Here is a 21,420-nt window from a genome sequence, read left to right on the forward strand (position 1 = left end):
CCATGGACCAGAACCTGTTCAACGACATCTGCCTGCAGCAGCTGACGCTGTCCGGGGTGCACGAGGGCGAGACCGTCGTGGTGCTGACCCGGGGTGGGGAGCGCGGCGAGTACGCGGACGCGTTCCTGTGGGCGATCCAGAAGCTGGGCGCGACCGGATACCACATGCGGTTGCCGTCGCCGGCGAGCGCGGGTGGTGCGTGGGCGGTCGGCGACTCCGGGCTGGGCCGGATCCCCCTCGCCGTGGATGCGCTCAAGGCCGCGGACATGGTGGTGGACTGCACGTTCCTGCTATTCTCCCCGGAGCAGTTCGCGATCCAGGATGCCGGTACCCGGATCCTGACCGCGGTGGAGCCGCCGGAGCTGCTGGCCCGGTTGATGCCCACGACCGAGCTGCGGGAGCGGGTGGAGACCGGCGCGGAGCTGCTGGCCAAGGCCTCGTCGATGCGGATCACCAGCCCGCACGGCACGGATGTGACCTACAAGCTGGGCATGTACCCGACCATGTCGGAGTACGGCTACACCGACACCCCGGGCCGGTGGGATCACTGGCCGGCGGCGTTCGTGTTCACCGGCGGTTCCGACGACGGCGTCGACGGCAAGATCGTCCTCGCGCCGGGTGACGTGTTGCTGCCGTTCAACACCTACGTCCAGACCCCGGTGGAGATCACCATCGAGGCCGGGTTCATCCGCGACATCCGCGGCGGCAAGGGCTCGTCCGGCCTGGATGCGGACCTGCTCGCCTCCTACATCAAGAGCTTCGACGACCCGCGCGGCTACGGCATGTCCCATGTCGGCTGGGGCCTGGACGAGCGGGCGCACTGGCACGGGCTGACCCAGTTCGGTGGCGGGATGGGGATGGAGCTGCGCTCCTTCTACGGCAACGTGATGTTCTCGATCGGCCCGAACAACGAGCTGGGTGGCCCGAACGACACCGCGTGTCACTTCGACATCCCGATGCGCGGCAACAGCCTGTACCTCGACGACGAGCTGATCGTCGACGCCGGTGAGCTGACCGTGCCCGAGATGCGCCCGGTGAACCGACGGTGAGCGGCCTCGAGGCACCCGAAGAGCTGCTCGTAGAGACGGTCACCACGATCAACGGACGTGTCGTGCGGGCGAACGTTCCCGCGCGGCTGCACCTCGCTGACTTCCTGCGTCTGCACCTCGGTCTCACCGGGACACACATCGGCTGTGAGCAGGGCGCCTGTGGGATGTGCACCGTGATCGTCGACGGTGAGGCAGTCAAGTCGTGCCTGATGTTGGCGTGCCAGGTCGACGGCCGCGACGTCCGGACCGTCGAATCGCTCGCGGAGGGGGACGAGCTCAACACCCTGCAGCAGGCCTTCAAAGAGGAACACGCTCTGCAGTGCGGCTTCTGCTCCCCGGGCTTCCTGATGACCGCGACCGCGCTCGCCCACCAGAGCTGCCGGCCGGGTCCGGACGGGATTCGCGAGGAGATCGCCGGAGTCCTGTGCCGGTGCACCGGCTACGACAACATCGTGGCTGCCATCGAGCGCTGGTTCATGGAGAACCCGCAGGGAAGCCCGGCGGATCCCCTCCCGGCCGGCCACCGAGACCACTGCGACCCAGGGCTGACATGACCATTCTGGAAGAACCCTCAATCGGCGCCGAGCGTGGCGACACGAGCGGTCGGCGCCGAATCATCGGCACCTCGCAGCTCCGCAAGGAGGACGACCGCCTGCTCCGCGGTGACGGCCGCTTCACCGACGACGTCGAGCCGGCACGGGTGCTGTACATGGCCGTGGCCCGCTGCCCCTACCCGCACGCACGGGTCGTGCACGTCGACACGAGCGCCGCGGCGGCGCTCGCCGGCGTCGAGCACGTCCTGACGCCGGCGGACGTCCGGCGGTGCACCGAGCCGTTGACCGTCCTCCGACCGGTACCGGGCGCGCCGAGGTTGCCGTACTACGCGCTCGCCCAGGACGTCGCCACACACGAGGGGCAACCGGTCGTCAGCGTCGTCGCGAACAGCCGGCACGTCGCCGAGGACGCGCTCGAACTCCTCGACATCACCTACGAACCCCTGCCGCACGTCGTGGACGTCCTTGCCGCCCTCGAACCCGACGCGCCGGTGGTGCATCCCTCGGTCCTGGACTCCAATCTCCTGGCCGCCAACTCCGACGGCAGCGGCGACCCGGACTCCCGGTTCGCCCAGGCCGACGTCGTCGTGGAGGGCCGCTTCCGGATCAACCGGGTGACCGCGCTCCCGATGGAGACCCGGGGAGTGGTCGCCGAGTGGCGTCCCGGGGCTCGTGAGCTCACCGTTCACTGCTCGTCGCAGGTCCCCCATCTGATCCGCAAGCAGCTCGCCGAAATCCTCCGGCTCGGCGAGAGCGGGATCCGTGCCGTCGCGTCGGACGTCGGCGGCGGGTTCGGGCTGAAGCTGGGCGTCTTCCCAGAGGACGTTTTGGCCTGCCTGCACGCCATCGCACTCCGGCGACCGGTGAAATGGTCCGAGGACCGTGGCGAACACTTCCGCGGGAGCACGCACGCCCGCGAATCCGTGCACGACTACCGCATCGCCGCGGACGCGACCGGCCGCATCCTCGCGATGACGAACGTCTACGCCACCGATATCGGCGGCTGGAACTCGCCCTTCGGCTCCGCCCAGCTCTCGAGCGTCGTGTTCAACGGCCCCTACAAGGTCGACGACGGCTACACCGAACGCCGCGTGACGCTGACGAACAAGACGCCAATCGGAGCGTACCGCGGGTACGGCCAGCCAGAGGTGAACTTCGCCTACGAGCGGTTGATGGACCAGCTCGCGCGCCGTCTGAACCTCGATCCGGTCGAGCTTCGGGCCCGTAACATGGTGACCTCGCAGGACATGCCCTGGCGCAATCCGACGGGTGCGGTCTACGACAGCGGCGACTACGAGCGGTGCCTGCGCATGGCGGCAGACGCCGTGGACTGGGCCGGGCACCGCGCTCGCGGCCGGGTACCGCGGGCGGACGGCCGGCTCGTCGGAATCGGGTTCTCGTCGTTCGTGGAGCGCACCGGGTATGCGAGCGCGCGGTTCCTCGCTCGTCGGGGCTCGATGTTCGGCGCCCACGAGAGCGTCACGCTGCGCGCCAACCGGTCCGGTGGGATCGACGTCTACACCGGTGTGTCCACGATGGGGCAGAGCGGCGAGACCGCCTTCGCGCAGGTCGTAGCCGATGTGTTCGGGACCGACTACGAGGCGGTTCGGGTCCACGCCGGGGACACCGCCACGTCGCCCCTCAACACCGGTGCCTTCGCCTCCCGGACCATGATCGCCGCCTCGGGCGCCCTGCGGGCGGCGGCCGAGCAGCTCGCCGCCAAGACACGACGGATCGCGGCCTGGCGCCTCGACGCGTCGGTCGACGACGTCGAGATCATCGGCGCCGCGGTCCGGGTCCGGACCGACCACTCCCGAGCGGTCCCGCTGGCGACCGTCTACACGACCGCGATCACCGGCCAGGGGATGCCTCCTGAGGAGGAGCCCGGGCTGGAGGCGACCGCGCACTTCGAGCCGTCGGACGCGGCCTACTCGTTCGGTACCGCCGCGGCGCAGGTCGCCGTGGACGCGCAGACCGGCGAGTTCGACATCGAGCGGTTCGTCGTGGTCCACGACGGTGGGACGATCGTGAATCCCACGGTCGTCGACGGCCAGGTCCGCGGTGGGCTGGCTCAGGGATTCGGAGCGGCGCTGGCCGAGGAGCTGCGCTACGACGCCGACAGCGGTCAGCTCGTCAACGGGTCCATGATGGACTACTTCGTCCCGACCGCCGCCGATCTTCCCCGGGTGGAGCTCCGCCACACCACGGTGCCCTCACCGGTCACGCCCTTTGGCGTCCGCGGCGTCGGTGAGGTGGGGACCATCCCACCCGGAGCAGCCGTCGCCAATGCGGTCTGCGATGCCCTCGCCGACTTCGGGGTCGAACTCAGCGCCTTGCCGATCACGCCCGAGGCGGTCTGGAACGCGCTCGCCGGCCAGACGGCGTCCCGCGGCATCGAGCTCACACCAACGCCCTCGGGCCTTCCCGACGGAGGAATCGAGTACTGATGACCGACCACCCCACCGGCACGTCGACCGCTCCCGCGGCGCTGTCGCGCATCGGGCTGATCGTGCCCAGCTCCAACACCACCATGGAGACCGAGCTCCCAGAGCTGTTCCGCCGGCAGACCGAGGCCACCGGGCACCGATACACCTTCCACTCCGGCCGGGCCGCGATGAAGCAGGTCACCCCCGACGAGCTCCAGGCCATGGTGCGCCGCGCCGGCGAGTGCGCGACCGCGGTGTCCGACGCCGCCGTCGACGTGATCGCCTACGCCTGCCTGGTCGCGGTCATGGCGCAAGGCCCCGGCGCCCACAAAGAGTCTGAACAGGTCATCGCCGACGCAGCACGGCAGAACGGCCATCCCGCCGAGGTGGTCAGCAGCGCGGGTGCACTCGTTCGCACGCTCCGCGCCTTCGGCTGGTCGCGGGTTGCGATCGTCACCCCGTACATGGCGCCGTTGACCCGCATGGTGAAGGAGTACATCGAGGGCGAGGGAATCGAGGTCCTCGACGCCGTCGCCCTCGAGGTACCCGACAATCTCGCGGTCGGCCGACTCGATCCCGAGCAGCTGCCCGAGATCGCCCGGGCCCTGCGACAGGACGACGCCGACGCGATCGTCCTCTCCGCCTGCGTCCAGATGCCGTCGTTGCCCGCGGTGCAACGAGTGGAGGACGAACTCGGACTGCCGGTCATCACTGCGGCAACGGCAACGGCCTACGAGGTACTGACCCGCCTCGGTCACACGCCCGCTATCGCGGGAGCCGGGCGACTGCTCGCATCGGGTCCGGCCGCCTGCGCCGGGACGCGGATGCCCTGACTTCGACGGGCAGGCGCGGGGGTGCACGGTGAGGGTGTTGGGGGTGCTATCGGCCGGGCCGGCAGCACGCCGGCACCCGCCCGGCCTACTCGACTACGTCGACCTGATTGTGGTCTCCGGGCGACCTCGGGTTCTGCAAACCCGCCGCGACGGCACGCGGAGCCTCTACTCGCTCGCCGGTGACGACGTGGCCGTCCTCTACGTCGCTCAGCGCGCGGTTGCCGCCGCGCACGTCGGTGGCCTGGAGCCGGCTCGGCGTTCCTTCTTCGGGATCGACCGCGCAGGGCCGGCCGACCCGGACAACACGTTCTCAGAGCAAGCACCAAGCAACCGGCTCAGGCCGTCTACAGGCCGTCAGAGGTCGGGCAGAGGCAAGAACACCCGACGACGTAATTCCGCAGGTCAGCAGCACTACCGGACCGATCGGCCGAGGCTGGAGGGTGCGGGGCGGGCGAGTTGGCGTGTAAGCCGGATTCATCGGGACCTGCAGGTCAGGGCGCTGATGCTGCGCCTTGGGCCGCCTCTGGGCCGTCGCGGCCCTCGTCCGTCTCGGCTGCTCGTGAACGGCGCAGGGCTTCGCGGCGCTCGCGTTCGCGGTAGCTGTACGTGGCCTCGCGGACCGACTCTTCGCTCTCGAAGCCCGAGCCGATGGCGCCCGCGACGGTTGCGGCGGCGATCGCCAACAGGACGACGGTGACGTAGTCCCCGAGTCCGTGCTCAGGTCCGGCGTACTGACCGAAGACTTCGGATGTGAAGATGATGAGCGCGGCGATCAGGTTCAGGACGAAGAGTGCTACGTAGCCGCACACCAGCCCGATGGTTGCGAGGATGCGCAGGTCGGTGCCGTCCTGGTCAGACGTGGTCCGCCGGAATGCCCCGCCCAGTACGGCCACTCGGCGGCAGCGATGTTCCCCAGTATCGTCGTCCGGAGTTCTCTCGCCGCGCAGGTCCGCGATGAGCTGGACCACTACCCCGCGCACTCGGCCTCGTTAGGCCATGGCGCCGAAGGACGGGAGTGACACCACCGCGACCTCGATCCGACGCGAGGGGGAAACGAGGCCGATCGGACCGCGCCGGTCCTCCATCATCGCGGGACGCGGAGGCCCGACATCCCACCGTCGACGGCCACGTCGGTGCCGGTGAGCGAGCACATCCGCGGATCGGCGAGGTACACGATGGACCGGGCGATCTCGTCCATCCCGACGAGACCACCGGTCGGCTGGCGGCTGCGCAACGCCTCGAGTTCGCTGCCCGGGTCGTCGGCCGCATCGAGCAACCGGCCGATCCACGGGGTGTCGACCGTGCCGGGGCACACGCAGTTGATGCGGATCCCCTCGTCGACGTGGTCGGCAGCCATGGCCCGCGTCAGGGACAGCACGGCGCCCTTGCTCGCCGAGTACAGCGCCCGGTCGGGCAGGCCGGCAGTGGCCACGATGGAGCAGACGTTCACCACCGCCGCCGAGCGCGCGCGGCGCAGCGCCGGAAGTGCTGCCCTGGTCGTGCGCACCAGCCCGAGCAGGTTCACGTCGAGTACCCGCCGCCACTCGTCGAGGTCGTTGGCCTCCACCGTGCCGGACGCGCCGACGCCCGCGTTGTTGACGAGGACGTCCACCCCGCCGAATGTCGCCACGACCTCGTCGACGGCGGCGGTCACGGAATCATCGTCGGTGACGTCGGCGCGGACACCGAGCATCGGGTCGGGCACACCGCCGGGGTCGAGGTCGAGAACGGCGACCCGGGCGCCGCGCGCGGCGAACAGGACCGCCGTGGCGGCGCCGATCCCGGAGGCCCCGCCGGTGATGACGGCGGTCAGTCCGGCGAGGTCGTTCGCGCGGGAGTCGGTCGTGGTGTCGTTCATGGCAGGGTCTGTCCTCCGTCGACGTGCCAGGACTGGCCGGTGACGAACCGGGTGGCGTCCGAGGCGAGCACGAGGGCCAGGTCGGCGACGTCCTGCGGGGTGGTGAGGCGTCCCATCGGGATACCGGTTCGGTACTTGGCGGGGTCCCCGTGGATCTGTCGCTCCGGGCCGACGCCGAGTCTGCGCCACTGCTCGCGCTGCAGCTCGGTGTCGCAGGAGCCCGGGCACAGGGTGTTGACCCGGATGCCCTCGTCGGCGAGCTCGAGGGCCAGGCAGCGGGCCATCATGTCGGTGGCCGCCTTGGACGCGCAGTAGGCGCCCAGGTCCATCCGCGGGGTGCGGGCGCAGTTCGAGGCGACCACGACGATGGAGCCCGGCCCGCCGCGGGCCCGCATGTGTCCCGCGGCGGCCCGCACGGACAGGTACGCCGCCCGGGTGTTGACGGCGAACTGGGCGTCCCAGTCGTCGACCCCGGAGGTGACCAGGTCACCGGCCCGCAGGATGCCGGCGTTGTTGACGAACACGTCGGGTGCGCCGAGCTGCTCGACGACCTCGGTGAACGCCCGCTCCACGGCGGCGGCATCGGTGAGGTCGGCCGACACCGGCACGCCGCCGACCTTGTCAGCGACCAGCTGCGCGCCGTCGGCGTCCTTGTCGATCACGGCGACCCGGGCTCCGGCTTCGGCCATCGCCGTGGCGATGGCCTGGCCGATGCCGCGGGCCGCGCCGGTGACGGCGGCGGTGCGGCCGGTGAGATCGAGTGCGGTCACGGCGTGACCTCCCCGGCGGTGTGGTCGACGCCGGTGTGGTCGGCGTAGCGGGCGCGGACCGTGAGCAGGGAGAGCAGGCTGATCACGGCGGTCACGGCGAGCAGCGCGGCCATCGGCCAGGACGCGTTGTCGTAGCTGATCAGCAGGGCGCTGGCGACGAGCGGGACGAGCCCGCCGAGCATGCCGCCGAGCTGGTAGCCCAGCGATGCGCCCGAGTAGCGCAGCGCAGGCGGGAACATCTCCGAGTACAGCGCCGCCTGCGGCCCGTACATCAGCGGGTGTCCGATACCCATGATCACGATGACGCCGAGGAACAGCAGCGGCGTCGACATCGTCTCGATCAGCCAGAACAGCGGGAACGCGAACACCGCCACCAGGATCGCCCCGGCCGCGAACACCGGGCGCCTGCCGACCCGGTCGGACAGCGCGCCGAACAGCGGCACGGTGCCGCACATGATCACTGCAGCGACCAGGACGGCGGCCAGGAACGTGCCGCGCGGGATGCCCAGATGCGAGGTGGCCCAGGACAGGCCGAGCACGGTGACCAGATAGAACACCGTGTTGATCACGATGAACGCGCCGGCGGCGCCGAGCACGCTGCCCGGGTGCTTGGCCAGTGCGTCGCGCACGGGCAGCCGGGCGGTGTCACCTGCGGACTGCATCTGCGCGAACACCGGGGACTCCATCAGCCGCAGCCGCACGACGAGCCCGACGATGATCAGCACCGCGCTGGCCAGGAACGGTACCCGCCAGCCCCACGACAGGAAGTCCTCGTCGGGCAGTACGCTCACCGCGGAGAACGCCGCGGTGGAGAGCACCAGCCCGAGCGGGCTGCCGACCTGCGGCCATGATCCGTACCAGCCGGCCTTGCCCGGTGGCGCGTGCTCGACGGCCATCAGCACCGCCCCGCCCCATTCGCCGCCGACGGCGACGCCCTGGACGAACCGGAGCGCCACGATCAGGATCGGGGCCAGGATGCCGATCTCGGCGAAGCCCGGGACGAGACCCATCGCCAGTGTTCCGAGGCCCATCGCGAGCAGCGAGATGACCAGCATCTTCTTGCGCCCGACCCGGTCACCGTAGTGACCGAACACGATGCCGCCGAGCGGGCGGGCGGCGAAGCCGACCGCGTAGGTGGACAGCGCCGCGAGGAGGCCCGCTCCCGGGGAGAACTCGGGGAAGAACAGCTTCGGGAACACCAGCGCCGCGGCGGTGCCGTAGATGTAGAAGTCGTACCACTCGACGGTGGTGCCGATCAGGCTGGCGAAGGCGACCTTGCTGCTCTGCCGGCTGCCCGGCGGCGCGTGGTCTGCGCTCACTGACGTCTCTGTCATGGCTTTCGGACCTCTTGTCGGGTGTCAGCGGGTGGGTGCGGGACGTGTGCTGGGGGCCAGAGCGGCCTCGAACGCGCTGGTGATGGCCTCGCGGGCCTTGCCGGCCCGGCGGGCATCGCCGAGCACGAGCACCTCGGTGCCCGGGTCGAGGGGGAGGCGCCGGGCCAGCGCGGCGCCGTGTCCGATGCGCAGCCGGTAGTAGAGGCTGTCGCGGACCCGGGTGGAGGCGAACAGGCGGGCGGCGGCCCGGGAGCGGGCGGCGCGGGTGCGCAGCAGCCGAGGGACAAGTGCGCCGAGCCCGAACCGGTAGTCCGCCCCGGTGGCCACCGCGACCAGATCCGCGCCACGCAGGTCGTCGCGGGTGGCCTTCGAGCCGTACCGGAACCGGACGCCGCCCAGCCGGCAGGTTCGTTCGAGCTCGCCGACGTAGGCGGTGAACGTCGGTTCGGCCGCGGCGACGTCGTTGAACCGCGGGGCGAGGCCGGTGAGCCGGAACGCCCCGCCTGCGCGGTCCGCCGTGTCGATCACGGTGACGTCGTTGTCCTCGGCGACCAGCGAGGCGTAGGTCAGCCCGGCCGGTCCGGCGCCGAGCACCACGATCCGATGGCCCGCCGGTGCGCTCGTGCCGGCATAGGCGTCCTCGCGACCGGTCGCCGGGTTCACCACGCAGGAGAGCTGGGCACCGGAGCGCATGTTGGTGATGCAGTGGTTGCAGGCCAGGCAGCGCCGGACCGGGACCCCGGCCTGTGCCTTGGCCACCCAGTGCGGGTCGGCGATCAGCGGCCGGCCCAGGGCCACGACGTCGAGCTTGCCCTCGGCCACGGCACGGGCGGCAAGATCGGGATCGCCGAGCCGCCCGACCCCGATCACCGGGACGTCGACGAGCTGCTTCATCCGCGCCGCGTACTCCACGAACGTGGCCGCGGGGTAGGCCATCGGCGGGATCATCCGCTCGGCGGCCGGCAGCGAGCGGTAGTGCCCGGCGGTCACGCTGACCGCGTCCGCGCCGTTCTGCTCGGACCACCGGCCGACCTGCATGCCCTCGTCGGCGGTGAGCCCGCCAGGGAAGAAATCCTCCACACCGATCCGGAAGATCACCGGCAGGCCTGGGACCTCGGACTTGATGCGGCGCAGGACCTCCAGGCCGAACCGGGCCCGGTTCTCCAGCGATCCGCCGTAGGAGTCGGTGCGGGTGTTCTCCAGCGGGGACAGGAACTGCGAGATCAGGTAGCCGTGCGCGCCGTGCAGCTCCACCATGTCGAACCCGGCCCGCTGCGCACGGGCCGCCGCGGCCACGTACGCGTCGACCGTCTCGCGGATCCGGGCCGGCGACATGGCCTCCGGGACGGCGATCTCGCTCTCCACCTCGAAGACCGGGGTGGGCACGGCCGAGGGCGCCACGGGGGTCGTGCCGGAGACTGCGGACCGGGCCCGGCTGCCGCCGTGCCCGAGCTGGATCGACGCGCATGCCCCGGCCTCGTGCAGCGTGTCCACCAGCCGGCGCAGGCCGGGCAGGAACACGTCGTCGTAGATGCCCAGCTCGTGGAAGCGGTGCTTGCCGGCTATCTCGGGGGAGGCCATCTCGATGGTCACCAGCCCCACGCCGCCCTCGGCGCGGGCCCGGTAGTAGGCGAGCGTCGCGTCGGTGACGTGCCCGGCGTCGTCGGCGAGGCGGGTGGTCATCGAGGGCAGCAGGGTGCGGTTGCGCAGCCGGACGCCGCCGATCTCGATCGGGTCGAACAGGCCGGAGCTCTCACCCACGGGGCAGCTCCGCTCGCTCGATGGCGGCGCGCAGCATCGCCCGCTCGGTGTCGGGCACCGGCTGCAGCGGTGGCCGGACATGCGCGGCGTCGATCCGGCCCAGCTGGGCCAGCGCGACCTTCATCCGGTTGTGCCCGTCCAGGAACGGGTCGGCGTAGCACGCCTCGGCGAAGGGCTGGATGCGGTCCCAGACGCGGCGCGCCTGGGTCAGGTCCTGTTTCTCCACGGCGCGGAACAGCTCTACGTGCAGGTCCACGACGACGCTGCCGTGCCCGGAGAGGATCCCGTCCGCGCCCAGCACGAGCGAGGCGAGCAGCGAGCGACTGAAGCTGGACAGCACCGAGACCGGCTTGTCCAGCGCCCGCAGCGCCCGCAGGTTGCGCTCGTAGATGACGATGTCGTTCGACCACTCCTTGACCGCGACCACGTTGTCGATCTCGGAACAGATCCGGACCAGGGCGTCGGTGCCCAGCCGCAGCCCGGACGTCGCCGGATAGACGAACGCGATCATCGGCAGGGAGGTGGCGTCGGCGATCGCGGCGTAGTGGCCCACCGCCATCTCCGGGCGCAGCTGCGCGCCGCCGTCGAACACGACCGTGGGGAACACCAGCAGGCCGTCGGCGCCCGCCGCCTCGGCGTCCGCGGCGATCCGCGCGGCCTTCGCGGAGCCGTCCTGGTAGACCCCGGAGATCACCGGGACCCGCCCGGCGACCTCGTCGAGGACGATGTCGAGCTGGCGGCGCTGCTCGTCGGCGGTGAGGGTGGCCACCTCCGAGGCGTGTGCGTTGGTCGTGATGCCCGCGACGCCCTCGACGTCGAGCAGGGCACGCAGGTGGCGGCGAAGGTTCGGCTCGTCGATCTGCCTGTCCTCGGTGAACGGGAGCAGATGCGCCGGGATCACACCCTGGAAGGAGACCATCGTCGGTCCCGTCCTCTCTCTTGTCAGCTCGGCCTCTCCTCGTCGGATCAGCGATGACAGAACGCTAGGCCCGCGGTCGGCGCGGGTGGAAATGCCGATCCAGCAGCACTTATGCTGCCCAGGCATGAGTGAGATGCCGGCGGAGCACGGAGTGGAGATGCGGCATCTGCGTGCGTTCGTGGCCGTCGCCCGGGAACGCAACTTCACCCGCGCCGCGCAGCACCTGCAGATCACCCAGCCCGCCCTGAGCCGCACCGTCGCGTCGTTGGAGCGTCTGGTCGGCACGGCCCTGTTCGCGCGAAACCGCCGCACGGTGCAGCTCACCGTGGCCGGTCAGCGATTTCTGCCGCACGTGCATCGCGCGCTGGCCGTGCTCGACGAGGCGATCGGCGTCGCGACCGGTGGACCACCCGTCCTGCGGGTCGGATTCACCTGGGGCTCCACGGCCGAGTACACCGCGCCGATCGTCCGGGACTTCGAACGGTCCCACCCGCAGGTGACGGTGGAGATCCGGCGTTACGACGACACCGTGGCCGGGCTCGACGACGGCCGCACCCATGTGGGCTTCCTGCCGGGCGACCCCGGAGATCCCCGGTTCGCGACGCTGGTGCTGGCCGACGAACCCCGCGTCGTGGCTCTGCCGGCGGATCACCCGCTGGTATCCGGCGAGGACGTGCTACTGGCCGACCTCGCGAGCGAGACGATCGTGATCAACGTGGTCTCGGGTACGACCACGCTCGAGCTGTGGGAGTCGACCCGGCGGCCGGACACCGTCGTGCGGGTCCGCAACGTCGACGAGTGGATGGAGGCGATCGCGGCCGGGCGGGGCGTCGGACTGACACCGGCTTCCACCGGACGGCTCTACACCCACCCGCAGATCCGTTACCGGCCCGTCGCGGACTCGCCGCGGGTGCCGATCACGCTCGCCTGGCCGCGGCTGGCCGCGCATCCGCTGGTCGCGGACTTCGTCGCCAGTGCTGAGCGCATGCGGCATCGGCGAGATCACGCCGACACCTAGGGGCCAGGATCATGTCTCGTCACCGATGCCGAGCACGCCGCCCGTCGTCAGATTGCGAGAGATCTCGGCCGCCGCTGCACACACCTCGGTACCGATCTCTGTCCGCGCGTCGCGGGAGAGCCTGGTCCCCAGGGTGGTGAGCGACAGCGCCGCCACCGCGGTGCCGGCGCGGTCGGTGACCGGGGCGGCGAACCCGTGGATGGCATCGTGGAACTCCCGCGCGTCGACGGCGAAGCCGTCACGCCGATAGGCCGCCAGGTCGCGGGTGAACGTCGCCGGCGTGGTGCGGGTCTGGGACGTGAACTTGGTGAAGTCGTGCTCGGAGATCCACAGTTTCCGCGACGACTCGGGCATCTCGGCGACGAGCACCTTGCCCAGCGAGGTGACGTGGGCCGGCAACCGGGTGCCGACGTGCGTCACCAACCGCACCGGGTTCGAGCGGTCCTCCACCTTCTCCACATAGAGCACGTCGTGGCCGTCGAGCACCGCGAGGTTGCAGGTGGCGTGCTGCCGCGCGGCCAGCGCCTCCATGGTCGGTCGGGCGATCTCACGCACGTCCAGGAAGCCGAGGGCGTTCGCGGCCAGGGAGAACAGCTTGAGCCCGATCCGGTAGCGGCCCATGTCGTCGCGGACGACCAGGTCATGGGCGGCGAGCGTCTGCAGCAGTCCGTGGGCGCTGCTCTTGGGGATGTCCAGCTCGGTGGCGACCTCGACCAACCGCATCGGGGCCTGGTTCCCGGCCAGGAGCTCCAGCAGGGTCGCCACCCGTTCGGCCGACTTGACGGCCCCGTCGCCCACCACCATGCCTCGTACTCCTTCCTGTGCCTGTCCGCCCAGAACCTACCCACCGTGGGGCTCAATCGGACCCGGCAACGCCGCGCGCCACCAGGCGATCGAGCACCTCACCGGTGTACCCGAGCTCGGCGAGGACCTCGGCGGTGTGCTGGCCGAGCCGCGGGGGAGGGCGGTACTCGACCGGCCAGGGCGGTGTGGCGTCGACCGGTGTGCGCGCCGAGCGCAGCGACGCCACGTCCGGGTGGCCGACGGTGACCGCGGTGTGCGGTCGGGCGGCGAACGCTTCGCTCAGCGCCCGGACCGGGAGGTCGGCCGGGGTGTCGGTGGGTGTCCCGACGTCCGTCGCGACGCGCACGACATGGTCGATCTGGGCGAACATCTCGGTGTCGAGCAGATTGAGCTCGAGCACAGCACCCCGGCCGGTGCGGGTCCGGCGCAGCAACGCCGCGGTGATCGACGCGGCGGCCAGGACCCCGGCGGCGAAGTCGGGAAGGCTCACCCCCATCCGGGCCGGCCGCTCCCCCGGGGCACGCCCGAGGAACATCGCTCCGGACAGCGCCTGGATGATCGGATCGTTGCCGGGCCGCTCGGCGTAGGGGCCGTCCACGCCGAACGCCGAGATCGCGCAGTGCACCAGTCGCGGGTGCCGATCGGTCAGCGTCGGGCCGTCCATCCCCAGTCGCCGGGCCGCGGCCGGCCGGAAGTTCTGCACCACGACGTCGGCGCCGACCACCATCTCGCGGGCGGCAGCCCGGCCGTCGGGTTCCTTGAGGTCCATCGCGACGCTGCGCTTGTTGCGGTTGAACGCCAGGTAGATCGCACTCTCCCCACCGGCGCGCACCGCGCCCATCCGCCGGGCGATCTCGCCCGTGCCCGGCGGTTCGATCTTCACCACGTCGGCGCCGAGATCGGCGAGCAGCATCGTGCACCACGGCCCGGCCACGAAGTGGGTCAGGTCGACGACTCGCGTACCGGCCAGCGGCAGCGCCGTCATGCCAGCAGCGCCCGGGCGACGATGTTGCGCTGGATCTGGTTGGTGCCCTCCACGATCTGCAGGCCCTTGGCCTCCCGCATAAAGCGCTCCATCGGGTAGTCCGTGGTCACGCCGTAGCCGCCGAAAACCTGCAACGCATCCACCGTGACCGCCATTGCGGTGTCGGTGGTGAACGTCTTCATGACCCCGATCAGCGGCGCCGCGTCCCGGGTCGAGACGCCGGCGTCGAGCTCCGCGGCCGCCTTGTAGAGCAGCTGGCGGGAGGCCTCGGTCTTGATGTGCATGTCGGCGAGCATCCACTGCAGGCCCTGGAACTCCGAGATCGTCCGGCCGAACGCCGAGCGTCCCTTCGCGTACTCGACGGCGTTGTCCAGGGCGCCCTGCGCCAGGCCGACGGCGCGGGCCCCGACCAGCGGGCGGACCTTGGTGAAGCAGGTGGCCGCGATGACGAATCCCTGCCCCTCCTCACCGAGCCGATCGGCGTCCGGGACGAACACGTCGTCGAACGTGACCGCACAGGACGGGATCGCCCTTCCGCCGATCTTGTCCTCGGGCGGCGCGACGTGCACGCCGTCGGCCCGCGCGTCGACGACGAACGCGGTGATGCCGCGACCACCGGCCTCCGGGGCGGTCTTGGCGAACGTGACGAAGTGGTCGGCCACCGCGGCGTTGGACGCGAAGACCTTGCTCCCGGAAATCCGGTAACCACCCTCGACCCTGGTCGCGCGGCTGCGCAGGGCGGCCATGTCCGACCCCGCCTCGGGCTCGGTGTTGGCCGTGGAGAAACGCAGCTCACCGCGCATCAGCGGCGGCAGGTAGCGGGCCTTCTGCTCCTCGGTGCCGGCGTAGGAGATCGCGTAGAACGGCTGCCAGGTCATGACGAGCAGGTAGGAGGTGTTGTAGCAGACCCGGGTGAGCTCCTCGACGACGAGCGCGCAGGTCAGCATCCCCTCGCCGGAGCCGCCCATCTCGGTCGGGAACGGCAGGCTCAGCGCGTCCTGGGCGACCAGCAGCCGGAGCATGTCCTCCGGGTAGGCCTTGGACTTGTCCCGCGCTGCCGCGCCCGGTGCGACCTGGGCGATCGCGAGCGCGCGGGTGGCGTCGCGGAACGCCACCTGGTCGTCGCTGAGGGCGTACTGCCGCCGATCGGTCGTCGTGGTGTCGCCGGCCGGGCCGGCTGATGCGGTCGGGGCGTGGGTGGTGGTCATGATGTCCGTCCGTTCTCGTCCAGGGCGAGCAGCGACCGGTCGGCGCGCAGCGACCGGTAGAGCGCCTCGGTGATCCAGTAGTGGCCGTAGGGCATGACGTCCTCGAGCGGGAACCGGCCGATCCCGGCCCCCGCCTTCTCCGGGGGCAGGCGGCCCCAGCTGCCGTGCAGCAGCACGCCGCCGGGTGACAGGTGGTCGCGCACCAGGGCGTCGATGATCGCCTCGCTGCCCGGCCGGGCCCAGGACGCCGACGGCGGGTCGACGTCGGCGAGCCGGAGCAGGGCGCAGGCCGAGATCGCGGCGCTGCAGCTGTCCCGGGGCACCGCCGGGGCTGCGGGGTCGCCGAAGTCGTAGAACGGCACCCGGTCGTGCGGGAGGTGGTCGAGGTACCAGCGTGACGTGGCTCGGGCGGCGTCGAGGAAGTCGACCCGCCCGGTCGCCTCGTAGGCGCCCGTGTAGTTGTGCATGGCCCAGGACTGGCCGCGGGCCCACGTCGTATCGTTCGAGAAGCCCTGCATGGACCAGCGGCGACGGACCCGGTCGGTGCCCTCGTGGAACTCCAGGGCCTGGAACACCGACCCGTCGTCGCGGATGATCCCGCACCGCAGCAGCGTCTGGTTGTGCCACTCGGCGTAGTCGCGCAGCGCGGGGTCGTGCCCGGCGGCCCAGTAGAACGGCAGCAGGTTCAGCCCGGTGTCGACGACAGCCCGGTTGACGCCCGGCACCTGCAGGAACGCCTGCAGCTCGGGAACGAAGTTCTCCGCGTAGCGCCGGGTGCCGGCCAGGGCGAGCGTGGCCAGTTCCGCGTCGCCGGTGGCCCGGGCGCCCAGGCAGACGGCGTAGAACAGGTCGCTGCCCGCGGCGGAGAAGCCCGGCGGGCGGGCGGCGAGGACCTCGCCGACGGTGCGCGCCAGCCGGCCGGCGGCGGCGTGCAGCTCGGCCCGCTCACCGGGCTCGGCGTCCTCGGCGGCCAGCCACATCCGACCGGCGAGGAAGCCGACCCACTGGAAGCGGGACCAGGCGTCCGGGTCGTAGGCGTCCTCCATGCTGTGCCCGCCGGTGCGGTAGCTGAACGCGGGGACCGCACCCGCGGGCGCTCGCTCCAGCCGACGGGCCACCGCGACCGCGCCGGCCCGGACCGAGTCGAGGGCGTCGTCCAGCGTCTGGGTGCGGGCCGCGGTCGGGGCGGCGGTCACGGTGCGACCCGCTGCGTGCCGTGCAGCCCGAACTCGGCGAGCACCTCGTCGGTGTGCTCGCCCACCCTGGGTGGCGTGCGCCGGACCGCGACCCGCTCGCCGTCCAGGTGCAGCGGCAGGGCCACGGTCGGCAGCGTCGCGGCCCCGGGCCGGGGCAGCTCCACGAGCAGCTCGTTGTGCCGGACCTGCGGGTCGGCCATCGCCTCGGTGAGCGTGTTGACCGGGCCGCACGGGACCCCGTGGCGCTCCAGCATGGCGAGCCACTCGTCGCGGTCCCGGGCGGCCAGCCGGGTCTCCAGCAGCGAGACGAGGGCCTCCCGGTGGCGGCACCGGTCCACGTTGGTGGCGTAGTCCGGGTCGGCGGCCAGTCCGGGGTCCTCCAGCGCGTCGCACAGCAGGCGCCAGAACTTCTCGTTGATCGCGGCGATGTAGAGGTAGCGTCCGTCCCGGGCGCGGAAGGCCTGGTAGGGCGCGAACTGGGGGTGGGCGCTGCCCAGGCGCGGCTGGTCCTCGCCGGTGATCAGGTGTTCTTGGGCGCGCGGGCCCAGCGCGAAGATCTCCACGTCGAGCAGGTTCAGCTCGAGCTTGCGACCACGCCCGGTCGCCTGCCGTCCGAGGAGCGCGGACACGATCGAGAAGGCGGCCATCATCCCGGCGCCGAAGTCGGGCACGCTCACGCCCTGGCGCGCCGGCGGCCCGTCCTGCTCGCCGGTGATGCTCATCGCCCCGGAGAGTGCCTGGATGATCGGGTCGTTGCCGGGGAGCCCCGCGTAGGGGCCGGACGGGTCGGCGCCGAACGCGGAGATGGAGGCGTAGACCAGACCCGGGTTACGCGCGGACAGCGTGTCGTAGTCGATCGCCAGCTCCGCGGTCTTGCCGGCACGCAGGTTCTCGACGAACACGTCCGCACCCTCGACCAGGCGGCGCACGATCTCGCGGCCCTCGGGGTCCTTGAGGTCGACGGCGACGCTGCGCTTGTTCCGGTTGAGGGCGAGGAACACCGCGCTGTCCTGCCCGGCGTAGACACCGCCCGCGGTGCGCGACATGTCGCCGATCCCCGGGCGCTCGATCTTGATGACGTCGGCGCCGAGGTCCGCCAACACCATCGTGCACCACGGGCCGGCCGCCAGGTGGCTCACGTCGACGACGGTCGTCCCGCTCAGGGGGAGTTCAGTGACAGGCACAGGGATCACCTCGAAGCTCGGTCCTAGTTCATATCTGTGAACGTAGTTCGAAAGTAGCCACGCCGCTGCCCGGAATCAAGGGACGGCAGGTCTTGAGTCGACGAGGAATCATCGGCTACTTTCGAACTACGTTCATGGACGTGAACATCAGAGCGGACTCGCGATCCGCCCCCTCCGCTTCTGTCCCCCGCTCGAAGGAGAGCCATGACCACCAGCAGCCGAGCCGTCGTGCTCGAGGCGTTCGGTGAGCCCCTGCAGATGCACACCTACGACGTGCCGGCGCCGAAGGACATGGCCGCGCTCGTGCGCGTCGGCTTCGCCGGGGTCTGCGGAACCGACGTGCACCTGCAGGCAGGACGGCTGTCGATCCCGACCCCGGTGGTCCTCGGACACGAGGCCGTCGGCCGGATCGACGCGCTCGGCGCGGGCCTGACCCACGACGTGCTGGGTGCCCCGCTCGCCGAGGGGGACTGGGTCTCCTGGCTCAACAACATCGCCTGCGGGCGCTGCTACTACTGCCTGGTCGAGGGCCGGCCGACGCTGTGCACCGGGAGCCGGCGGATCTACGGCATCAACCAGCGGGCCGACGAGTGGCCGCACGTCTCCGGCGGCTGGAGCGACTACATCTACCTCCAGCCCGGCACGGTGCTGGTCAAGCTGCCCGAGGTGGCGAGCCCGCAGGAGGCCATCTCACTGGGCTGCGCCGGGCCGACAGCGGTGCACGGCGCGCTGGACGAGGTCCGCATCCGGCCCGGGGACACGGTGGTCGTGCAGGGCTCGGGTCCGGTCGGCATGGCCGCGGCGATGTACGCGGAGCTGGCCGGGGCCCGGCACGTCGTGGTGGTGGGTGGGCCCGCCGCGCGCCTGGAGACCGCGGCGCGGCTGGGTGTCGGGCAGGCCCACGTCGACATCTTCGAGACGACCGACCCGGCCGAGCGGGCCCGCATCGTGCGTGCCGAGACTCGTCGCGGGGAGGGGGCCGACGTCGTCGTCGAGGCCACCGGCGTGCCGGCGGCCGTCGCCGAGGCGATCGACTTGGTACGGCCGGATGGTCAGGTCAGCGTCGTGGGCCAGTACACCGACCACGGCCCGACGCCGATCAACCCGCATCTGATCACCCGCAAGAATCTGACCATCTCCGGCTCCTGGGGTTTCGGGGCGCGGCACTACATCGGCTACGTCTCCTCCCTGCCGCAACTGCTCGACCGGTTCGACCTCGCCGCGCTGGTCACCGAGTACCCGCTGGAGCAGGCCGAGTCCGCGGTCGCCGACGTCAAGGCGGGCTCGGTGCTCAAGGCCGTGCTGCGGATCGGCGGCCGTTGATGAGCCGCTGCCGGATCGTCACTCCACCGCCCGCGCCGAAGCCCGAGCTGCTGGCCCGGCTCGCCGCCCAGCCGACGCCCGCGTTGTCGGACGCGATGGACCGGCTGCACGGGGCGGTCGGGCTGCGGCCGATACCCGGGACGTTGGGCAACACCCGACTGGTCGGACCGGCGCTGACCGTGCGCACCCGCCCGGGTGACAACCTGGTGGTGCACAAGGCGGTCGACCTCGCCCGGCCCGGCGACGTGGTCGTCGTCGACGGAGCGGGCGACGAGACCCGTGCTCTGGTCGGGGACCTGCTGTGCCGGCACGCCGCGGCGCGCGGGGTTGCTGGGCTGGTCGTCGACGGTGCGGTCCGCGACGTACGCGATCTCGCCTCGCTCGCCCTGCCGGTCTTCGCACGGTCGGTGTCGCACCTGGGCCCCTACAAGGACGGTCCGGGCGAGATCGGCGCGCCGATCTCGATCGGTGGGACGGCCCTCCGGGCCGGTGACGTGGTGGTCGGCGACGACGACGGCGTGGTCGCGGTGCCGTGCGACCGCGCCGGCGAGATCGCCGGAGCCGCCGAGGAACTGTCCGACCACGAGCGGGAGATCACCGCTGCGATCGCGGGCGGGATGTGGGACCGCTCCTGGGTGGACGCGGGACTGGAGATCATCCGAGTGGAGGAGGACCGATGAGCGTGCACGAGGTGCTCGACCGCACCGAGCCGGCGAATTTCGTCCGCGGTGGCTGGAAGGTCGGCACCGGCGGGGTCACCGCGGTGACCAACCCGGCCGATCCCGCCGACCGGATCGCCACGGTGCCCGACTCCACTGCCGGTGACGTTGACGCGGCGGTCGCCGTGGCCGGCGGGGCGGCGCCGGCATGGGCGGCCACGCCTGGGCCGGCCCGTGGCGACGTGCTGCGCCGCTGGAACGATCTGATCGGCGAGCACGCCGAGGAGCTCGCGGCGCTGATGACCAGGGAGATGGGCAAACCGTTGGCCGAGTCTCGCGGCGAGATCGGCCGCGCGCGGCTGGAGCTGGATTATGCCGCAGGTGAGGCGACACGCCTGCACGGCACAACCGTGCCGAGCCGGGCAGCGGGTCAGTTGGTGTTCACCGAGCGGGAGCCCCTCGGGGTCGTCGCGGCGATCACGCCGTGGAACTTTCCCGCGGTCGCGCCGATCCGCAAGCTCGAGCCGGCCCTGGTAACCGGCAACACGGTGGTGCTCAAGCCCGCCGACGCGACTCCGCTCACCGCGCTCGCGCTCGCCGGGTTGCTCCGCGACGCCGGGCTTCCCGACGGCGTCCTCGGCGTGGTGTGCGGGACCGGCGCCACGGCCGGGGCCCGGCTCGCCGAGCACCCCGATGTGGCAGCGGTGTCGTTCACCGGATCGACAGCGGTCGGTCGCGGGATCGCCGAGAAGGTGGCACGCCGCCTCGGGTCGGTACAGCTCGAACTCGGCGGCAAGAACGCCGCCTACGTGCACTCCGCCCACGACCTCGACCGGGTCGTCGACCAGATCACCGGTGCCGCCGTCCAGGCTTCCGGCCAGCGGTGCACCGCCATCAGCCGAGTGATCGTGGACGATTCGCTGGCCGACGACCTGGTGGCTCGCCTCTCGGCCCGGTTCTCCGCCCTGCGGGTCGGGCCGGGCACCGCCACCGACACCGAGGTCGGTCCGCTGATCAGCGACGAGGCGGTGCAGAAGGTCGCCGGCTACATCGGACGCGGACTCGCCGAGGGCGCCGTGCGCACCACCCCCGAGCGTGACGTCCCCGCCGGGCGTTACGTCGCTCCGGTGGTGCTCGACCACGTCCGGCCGGAGATGGCCGTGGCCCGCGACGAGATCTTCGGTCCGGTCCTGACCGTCACCCGAGTGTCCGACGTCGACGAGGCGATCGCGGTCGTCAACGACGGCGACTACGGGCTGGCCGCGGTGGTGTTCGCCACCGACCTGGACGTGTCCCTGCGCGTCGCCCGGGCCACCCGCACCGGCATGGTGCACGTCAACCACGGCACGACCAGCCAGCCGCACGTGCCCTTCGGCGGCGTCAACGCCTCCGGAGTCGGGGAGTTCTCCATCGGCTACACCAGCACCGAGTTCTTCACCAGTCTCAAGGTCGTCTACCTCAGCCCCGAGGTGCCTTGAGCAGAACCCCGGCGTGTGTGCCGGACGACATCACAAAGGCGGACCATGACAGAGGCAACGA

The 21,420-nt window shown here is 71.5% G+C and carries 19 protein-coding genes; 8 read left to right on the plus strand and 11 right to left on the minus strand.

Translation table 11 applies throughout. From position 1 onward, the window contains the following. The first annotated feature begins 2 nt into the window (after window positions 1-2). Genes ACLFMI_RS16620 through ACLFMI_RS16635 form a run of 4 tightly spaced genes read left to right on the plus strand, consistent with a single transcriptional unit; the run spans window position 3 to window position 4,862 of the window. Window positions 3-1,049 carry a M29 family metallopeptidase gene (locus ACLFMI_RS16620; RefSeq protein ID WP_410948767.1) on the plus strand — a complete coding sequence of 349 codons (1,047 nt, stop codon included), beginning with the start codon at window positions 3-5 and terminating at the stop codon, window positions 1,047-1,049. Beyond that, complete coding sequence (locus ACLFMI_RS16625) at window positions 1,046-1,603, plus strand: (2Fe-2S)-binding protein (RefSeq protein WP_410948768.1); 558 nt, start codon at window positions 1,046-1,048, stop codon at window positions 1,601-1,603. The genes ACLFMI_RS16620 and ACLFMI_RS16625 overlap by 4 nt, the downstream gene beginning before the upstream one ends. After that, window positions 1,600-4,050, plus strand: a complete 2,451-nt coding sequence (locus ACLFMI_RS16630; protein WP_410948769.1) for a xanthine dehydrogenase family protein molybdopterin-binding subunit — start codon at window positions 1,600-1,602, stop codon at window positions 4,048-4,050. The genes ACLFMI_RS16625 and ACLFMI_RS16630 overlap by 4 nt, the downstream gene beginning before the upstream one ends. After that, window positions 4,050-4,862, plus strand: a complete 813-nt coding sequence (locus tag ACLFMI_RS16635) for a maleate cis-trans isomerase family protein (protein WP_410948770.1) — start codon at window positions 4,050-4,052, stop codon at window positions 4,860-4,862. Before ACLFMI_RS16630 ends, ACLFMI_RS16635 begins: the two co-directional genes overlap by 1 nt. 491 nt (window positions 4,863-5,353) lie before the next feature. On the opposite strand, the gene ACLFMI_RS16640 is transcribed toward ACLFMI_RS16635, so the two are convergent. The 6 genes from ACLFMI_RS16640 to ACLFMI_RS16665 form a co-directional block, all read right to left on the minus strand. After that, complete coding sequence (locus tag ACLFMI_RS16640; RefSeq protein ID WP_410948771.1) at window positions 5,354-5,755, minus strand: hypothetical protein; 402 nt, start codon at window positions 5,753-5,755, stop codon at window positions 5,354-5,356. 191 nt (window positions 5,756-5,946) lie between these two features. Next, window positions 5,947-6,720 (minus strand): SDR family NAD(P)-dependent oxidoreductase, encoded by a 774-nt coding sequence (locus ACLFMI_RS16645; RefSeq protein ID WP_410948772.1) that lies wholly within the window; start codon window positions 6,718-6,720, stop codon window positions 5,947-5,949. Beyond that, window positions 6,717-7,490 carry an SDR family NAD(P)-dependent oxidoreductase gene (locus ACLFMI_RS16650; protein WP_410948773.1) on the minus strand — a complete coding sequence of 258 codons (774 nt, stop codon included), beginning with the start codon at window positions 7,488-7,490 and terminating at the stop codon, window positions 6,717-6,719. Before ACLFMI_RS16650 ends, ACLFMI_RS16645 begins: the two co-directional genes overlap by 4 nt. Continuing rightward, window positions 7,487-8,809 carry an MFS transporter gene (locus ACLFMI_RS16655; protein WP_410948774.1) on the minus strand — a complete coding sequence of 441 codons (1,323 nt, stop codon included), beginning with the start codon at window positions 8,807-8,809 and terminating at the stop codon, window positions 7,487-7,489. The genes ACLFMI_RS16650 and ACLFMI_RS16655 overlap by 4 nt, the downstream gene beginning before the upstream one ends. 39 nt (window positions 8,810-8,848) lie before the next feature. After that, window positions 8,849-10,585 carry an oxidoreductase gene (locus ACLFMI_RS16660; protein ID WP_410948775.1) on the minus strand — a complete coding sequence of 579 codons (1,737 nt, stop codon included), beginning with the start codon at window positions 10,583-10,585 and terminating at the stop codon, window positions 8,849-8,851. Then, entirely contained in the window at window positions 10,578-11,504 is a 927-nt protein-coding gene (locus ACLFMI_RS16665) for a dihydrodipicolinate synthase family protein (protein WP_410948776.1), read from the minus strand. Before ACLFMI_RS16665 ends, ACLFMI_RS16660 begins: the two co-directional genes overlap by 8 nt. A 124-nt stretch (window positions 11,505-11,628) precedes the next feature. Between ACLFMI_RS16665 and ACLFMI_RS16670 the strand changes: the two genes are divergently transcribed. Next, window positions 11,629-12,522, plus strand: a complete 894-nt coding sequence (locus ACLFMI_RS16670; protein ID WP_410948777.1) for a LysR family transcriptional regulator — start codon at window positions 11,629-11,631, stop codon at window positions 12,520-12,522. 9 nt (window positions 12,523-12,531) lie between these two features. Here the strand turns inward: ACLFMI_RS16670 and ACLFMI_RS16675 are convergent, their stop codons facing one another. The 5 genes from ACLFMI_RS16675 to ACLFMI_RS16695 are packed head-to-tail and all read right to left on the minus strand — an operon-like array spanning window position 12,532 to window position 17,908. Continuing rightward, the gene (locus tag ACLFMI_RS16675) at window positions 12,532-13,326 is read right to left on the minus strand and encodes an IclR family transcriptional regulator (RefSeq protein WP_410948778.1); all 795 of its coding nucleotides are present in this window, start codon (window positions 13,324-13,326) and stop codon (window positions 12,532-12,534) included. 52 nt (window positions 13,327-13,378) lie between these two features. Then, complete coding sequence (locus tag ACLFMI_RS16680) at window positions 13,379-14,311, minus strand: CaiB/BaiF CoA transferase family protein (RefSeq protein WP_410948779.1); 933 nt, start codon at window positions 14,309-14,311, stop codon at window positions 13,379-13,381. Beyond that, window positions 14,308-15,519, minus strand: coding sequence for an acyl-CoA dehydrogenase family protein (locus tag ACLFMI_RS16685; protein WP_410948780.1), 1,212 nt, complete (start codon window positions 15,517-15,519; stop codon window positions 14,308-14,310). The genes ACLFMI_RS16680 and ACLFMI_RS16685 overlap by 4 nt, the downstream gene beginning before the upstream one ends. Next, the gene (locus tag ACLFMI_RS16690) at window positions 15,516-16,715 is read right to left on the minus strand and encodes a hypothetical protein (RefSeq protein WP_410948781.1); all 1,200 of its coding nucleotides are present in this window, start codon (window positions 16,713-16,715) and stop codon (window positions 15,516-15,518) included. The genes ACLFMI_RS16685 and ACLFMI_RS16690 overlap by 4 nt, the downstream gene beginning before the upstream one ends. After that, entirely contained in the window at window positions 16,712-17,908 is a 1,197-nt protein-coding gene (locus tag ACLFMI_RS16695) for a CaiB/BaiF CoA transferase family protein (RefSeq protein ID WP_410948782.1), read from the minus strand. Before ACLFMI_RS16695 ends, ACLFMI_RS16690 begins: the two co-directional genes overlap by 4 nt. 195 nt (window positions 17,909-18,103) lie before the next feature. On the opposite strand from ACLFMI_RS16695, the gene ACLFMI_RS16700 reads away from it, so the two are divergent. Genes ACLFMI_RS16700 through ACLFMI_RS16710 form a run of 3 tightly spaced genes read left to right on the plus strand, consistent with a single transcriptional unit; the run spans window position 18,104 to window position 21,359 of the window. After that, window positions 18,104-19,222, plus strand: coding sequence for a zinc-binding dehydrogenase (locus ACLFMI_RS16700; protein WP_410948783.1), 1,119 nt, complete (start codon window positions 18,104-18,106; stop codon window positions 19,220-19,222). After that, the gene (locus ACLFMI_RS16705) at window positions 19,222-19,902 is read left to right on the plus strand and encodes an RraA family protein (protein ID WP_410948784.1); all 681 of its coding nucleotides are present in this window, start codon (window positions 19,222-19,224) and stop codon (window positions 19,900-19,902) included. The genes ACLFMI_RS16700 and ACLFMI_RS16705 overlap by 1 nt, the downstream gene beginning before the upstream one ends. After that, window positions 19,899-21,359 (plus strand): aldehyde dehydrogenase family protein, encoded by a 1,461-nt coding sequence (locus ACLFMI_RS16710; RefSeq protein ID WP_410948785.1) that lies wholly within the window; start codon window positions 19,899-19,901, stop codon window positions 21,357-21,359. The genes ACLFMI_RS16705 and ACLFMI_RS16710 overlap by 4 nt, the downstream gene beginning before the upstream one ends. Window positions 21,360-21,420: the final 61 nt, after the last annotated feature.

Origin of the sequence: Pseudonocardia nantongensis (assembly GCF_046546495.1) — a bacterium.
Classification (GTDB): domain Bacteria; phylum Actinomycetota; class Actinomycetes; order Mycobacteriales; family Pseudonocardiaceae; genus Pseudonocardia; species Pseudonocardia nantongensis.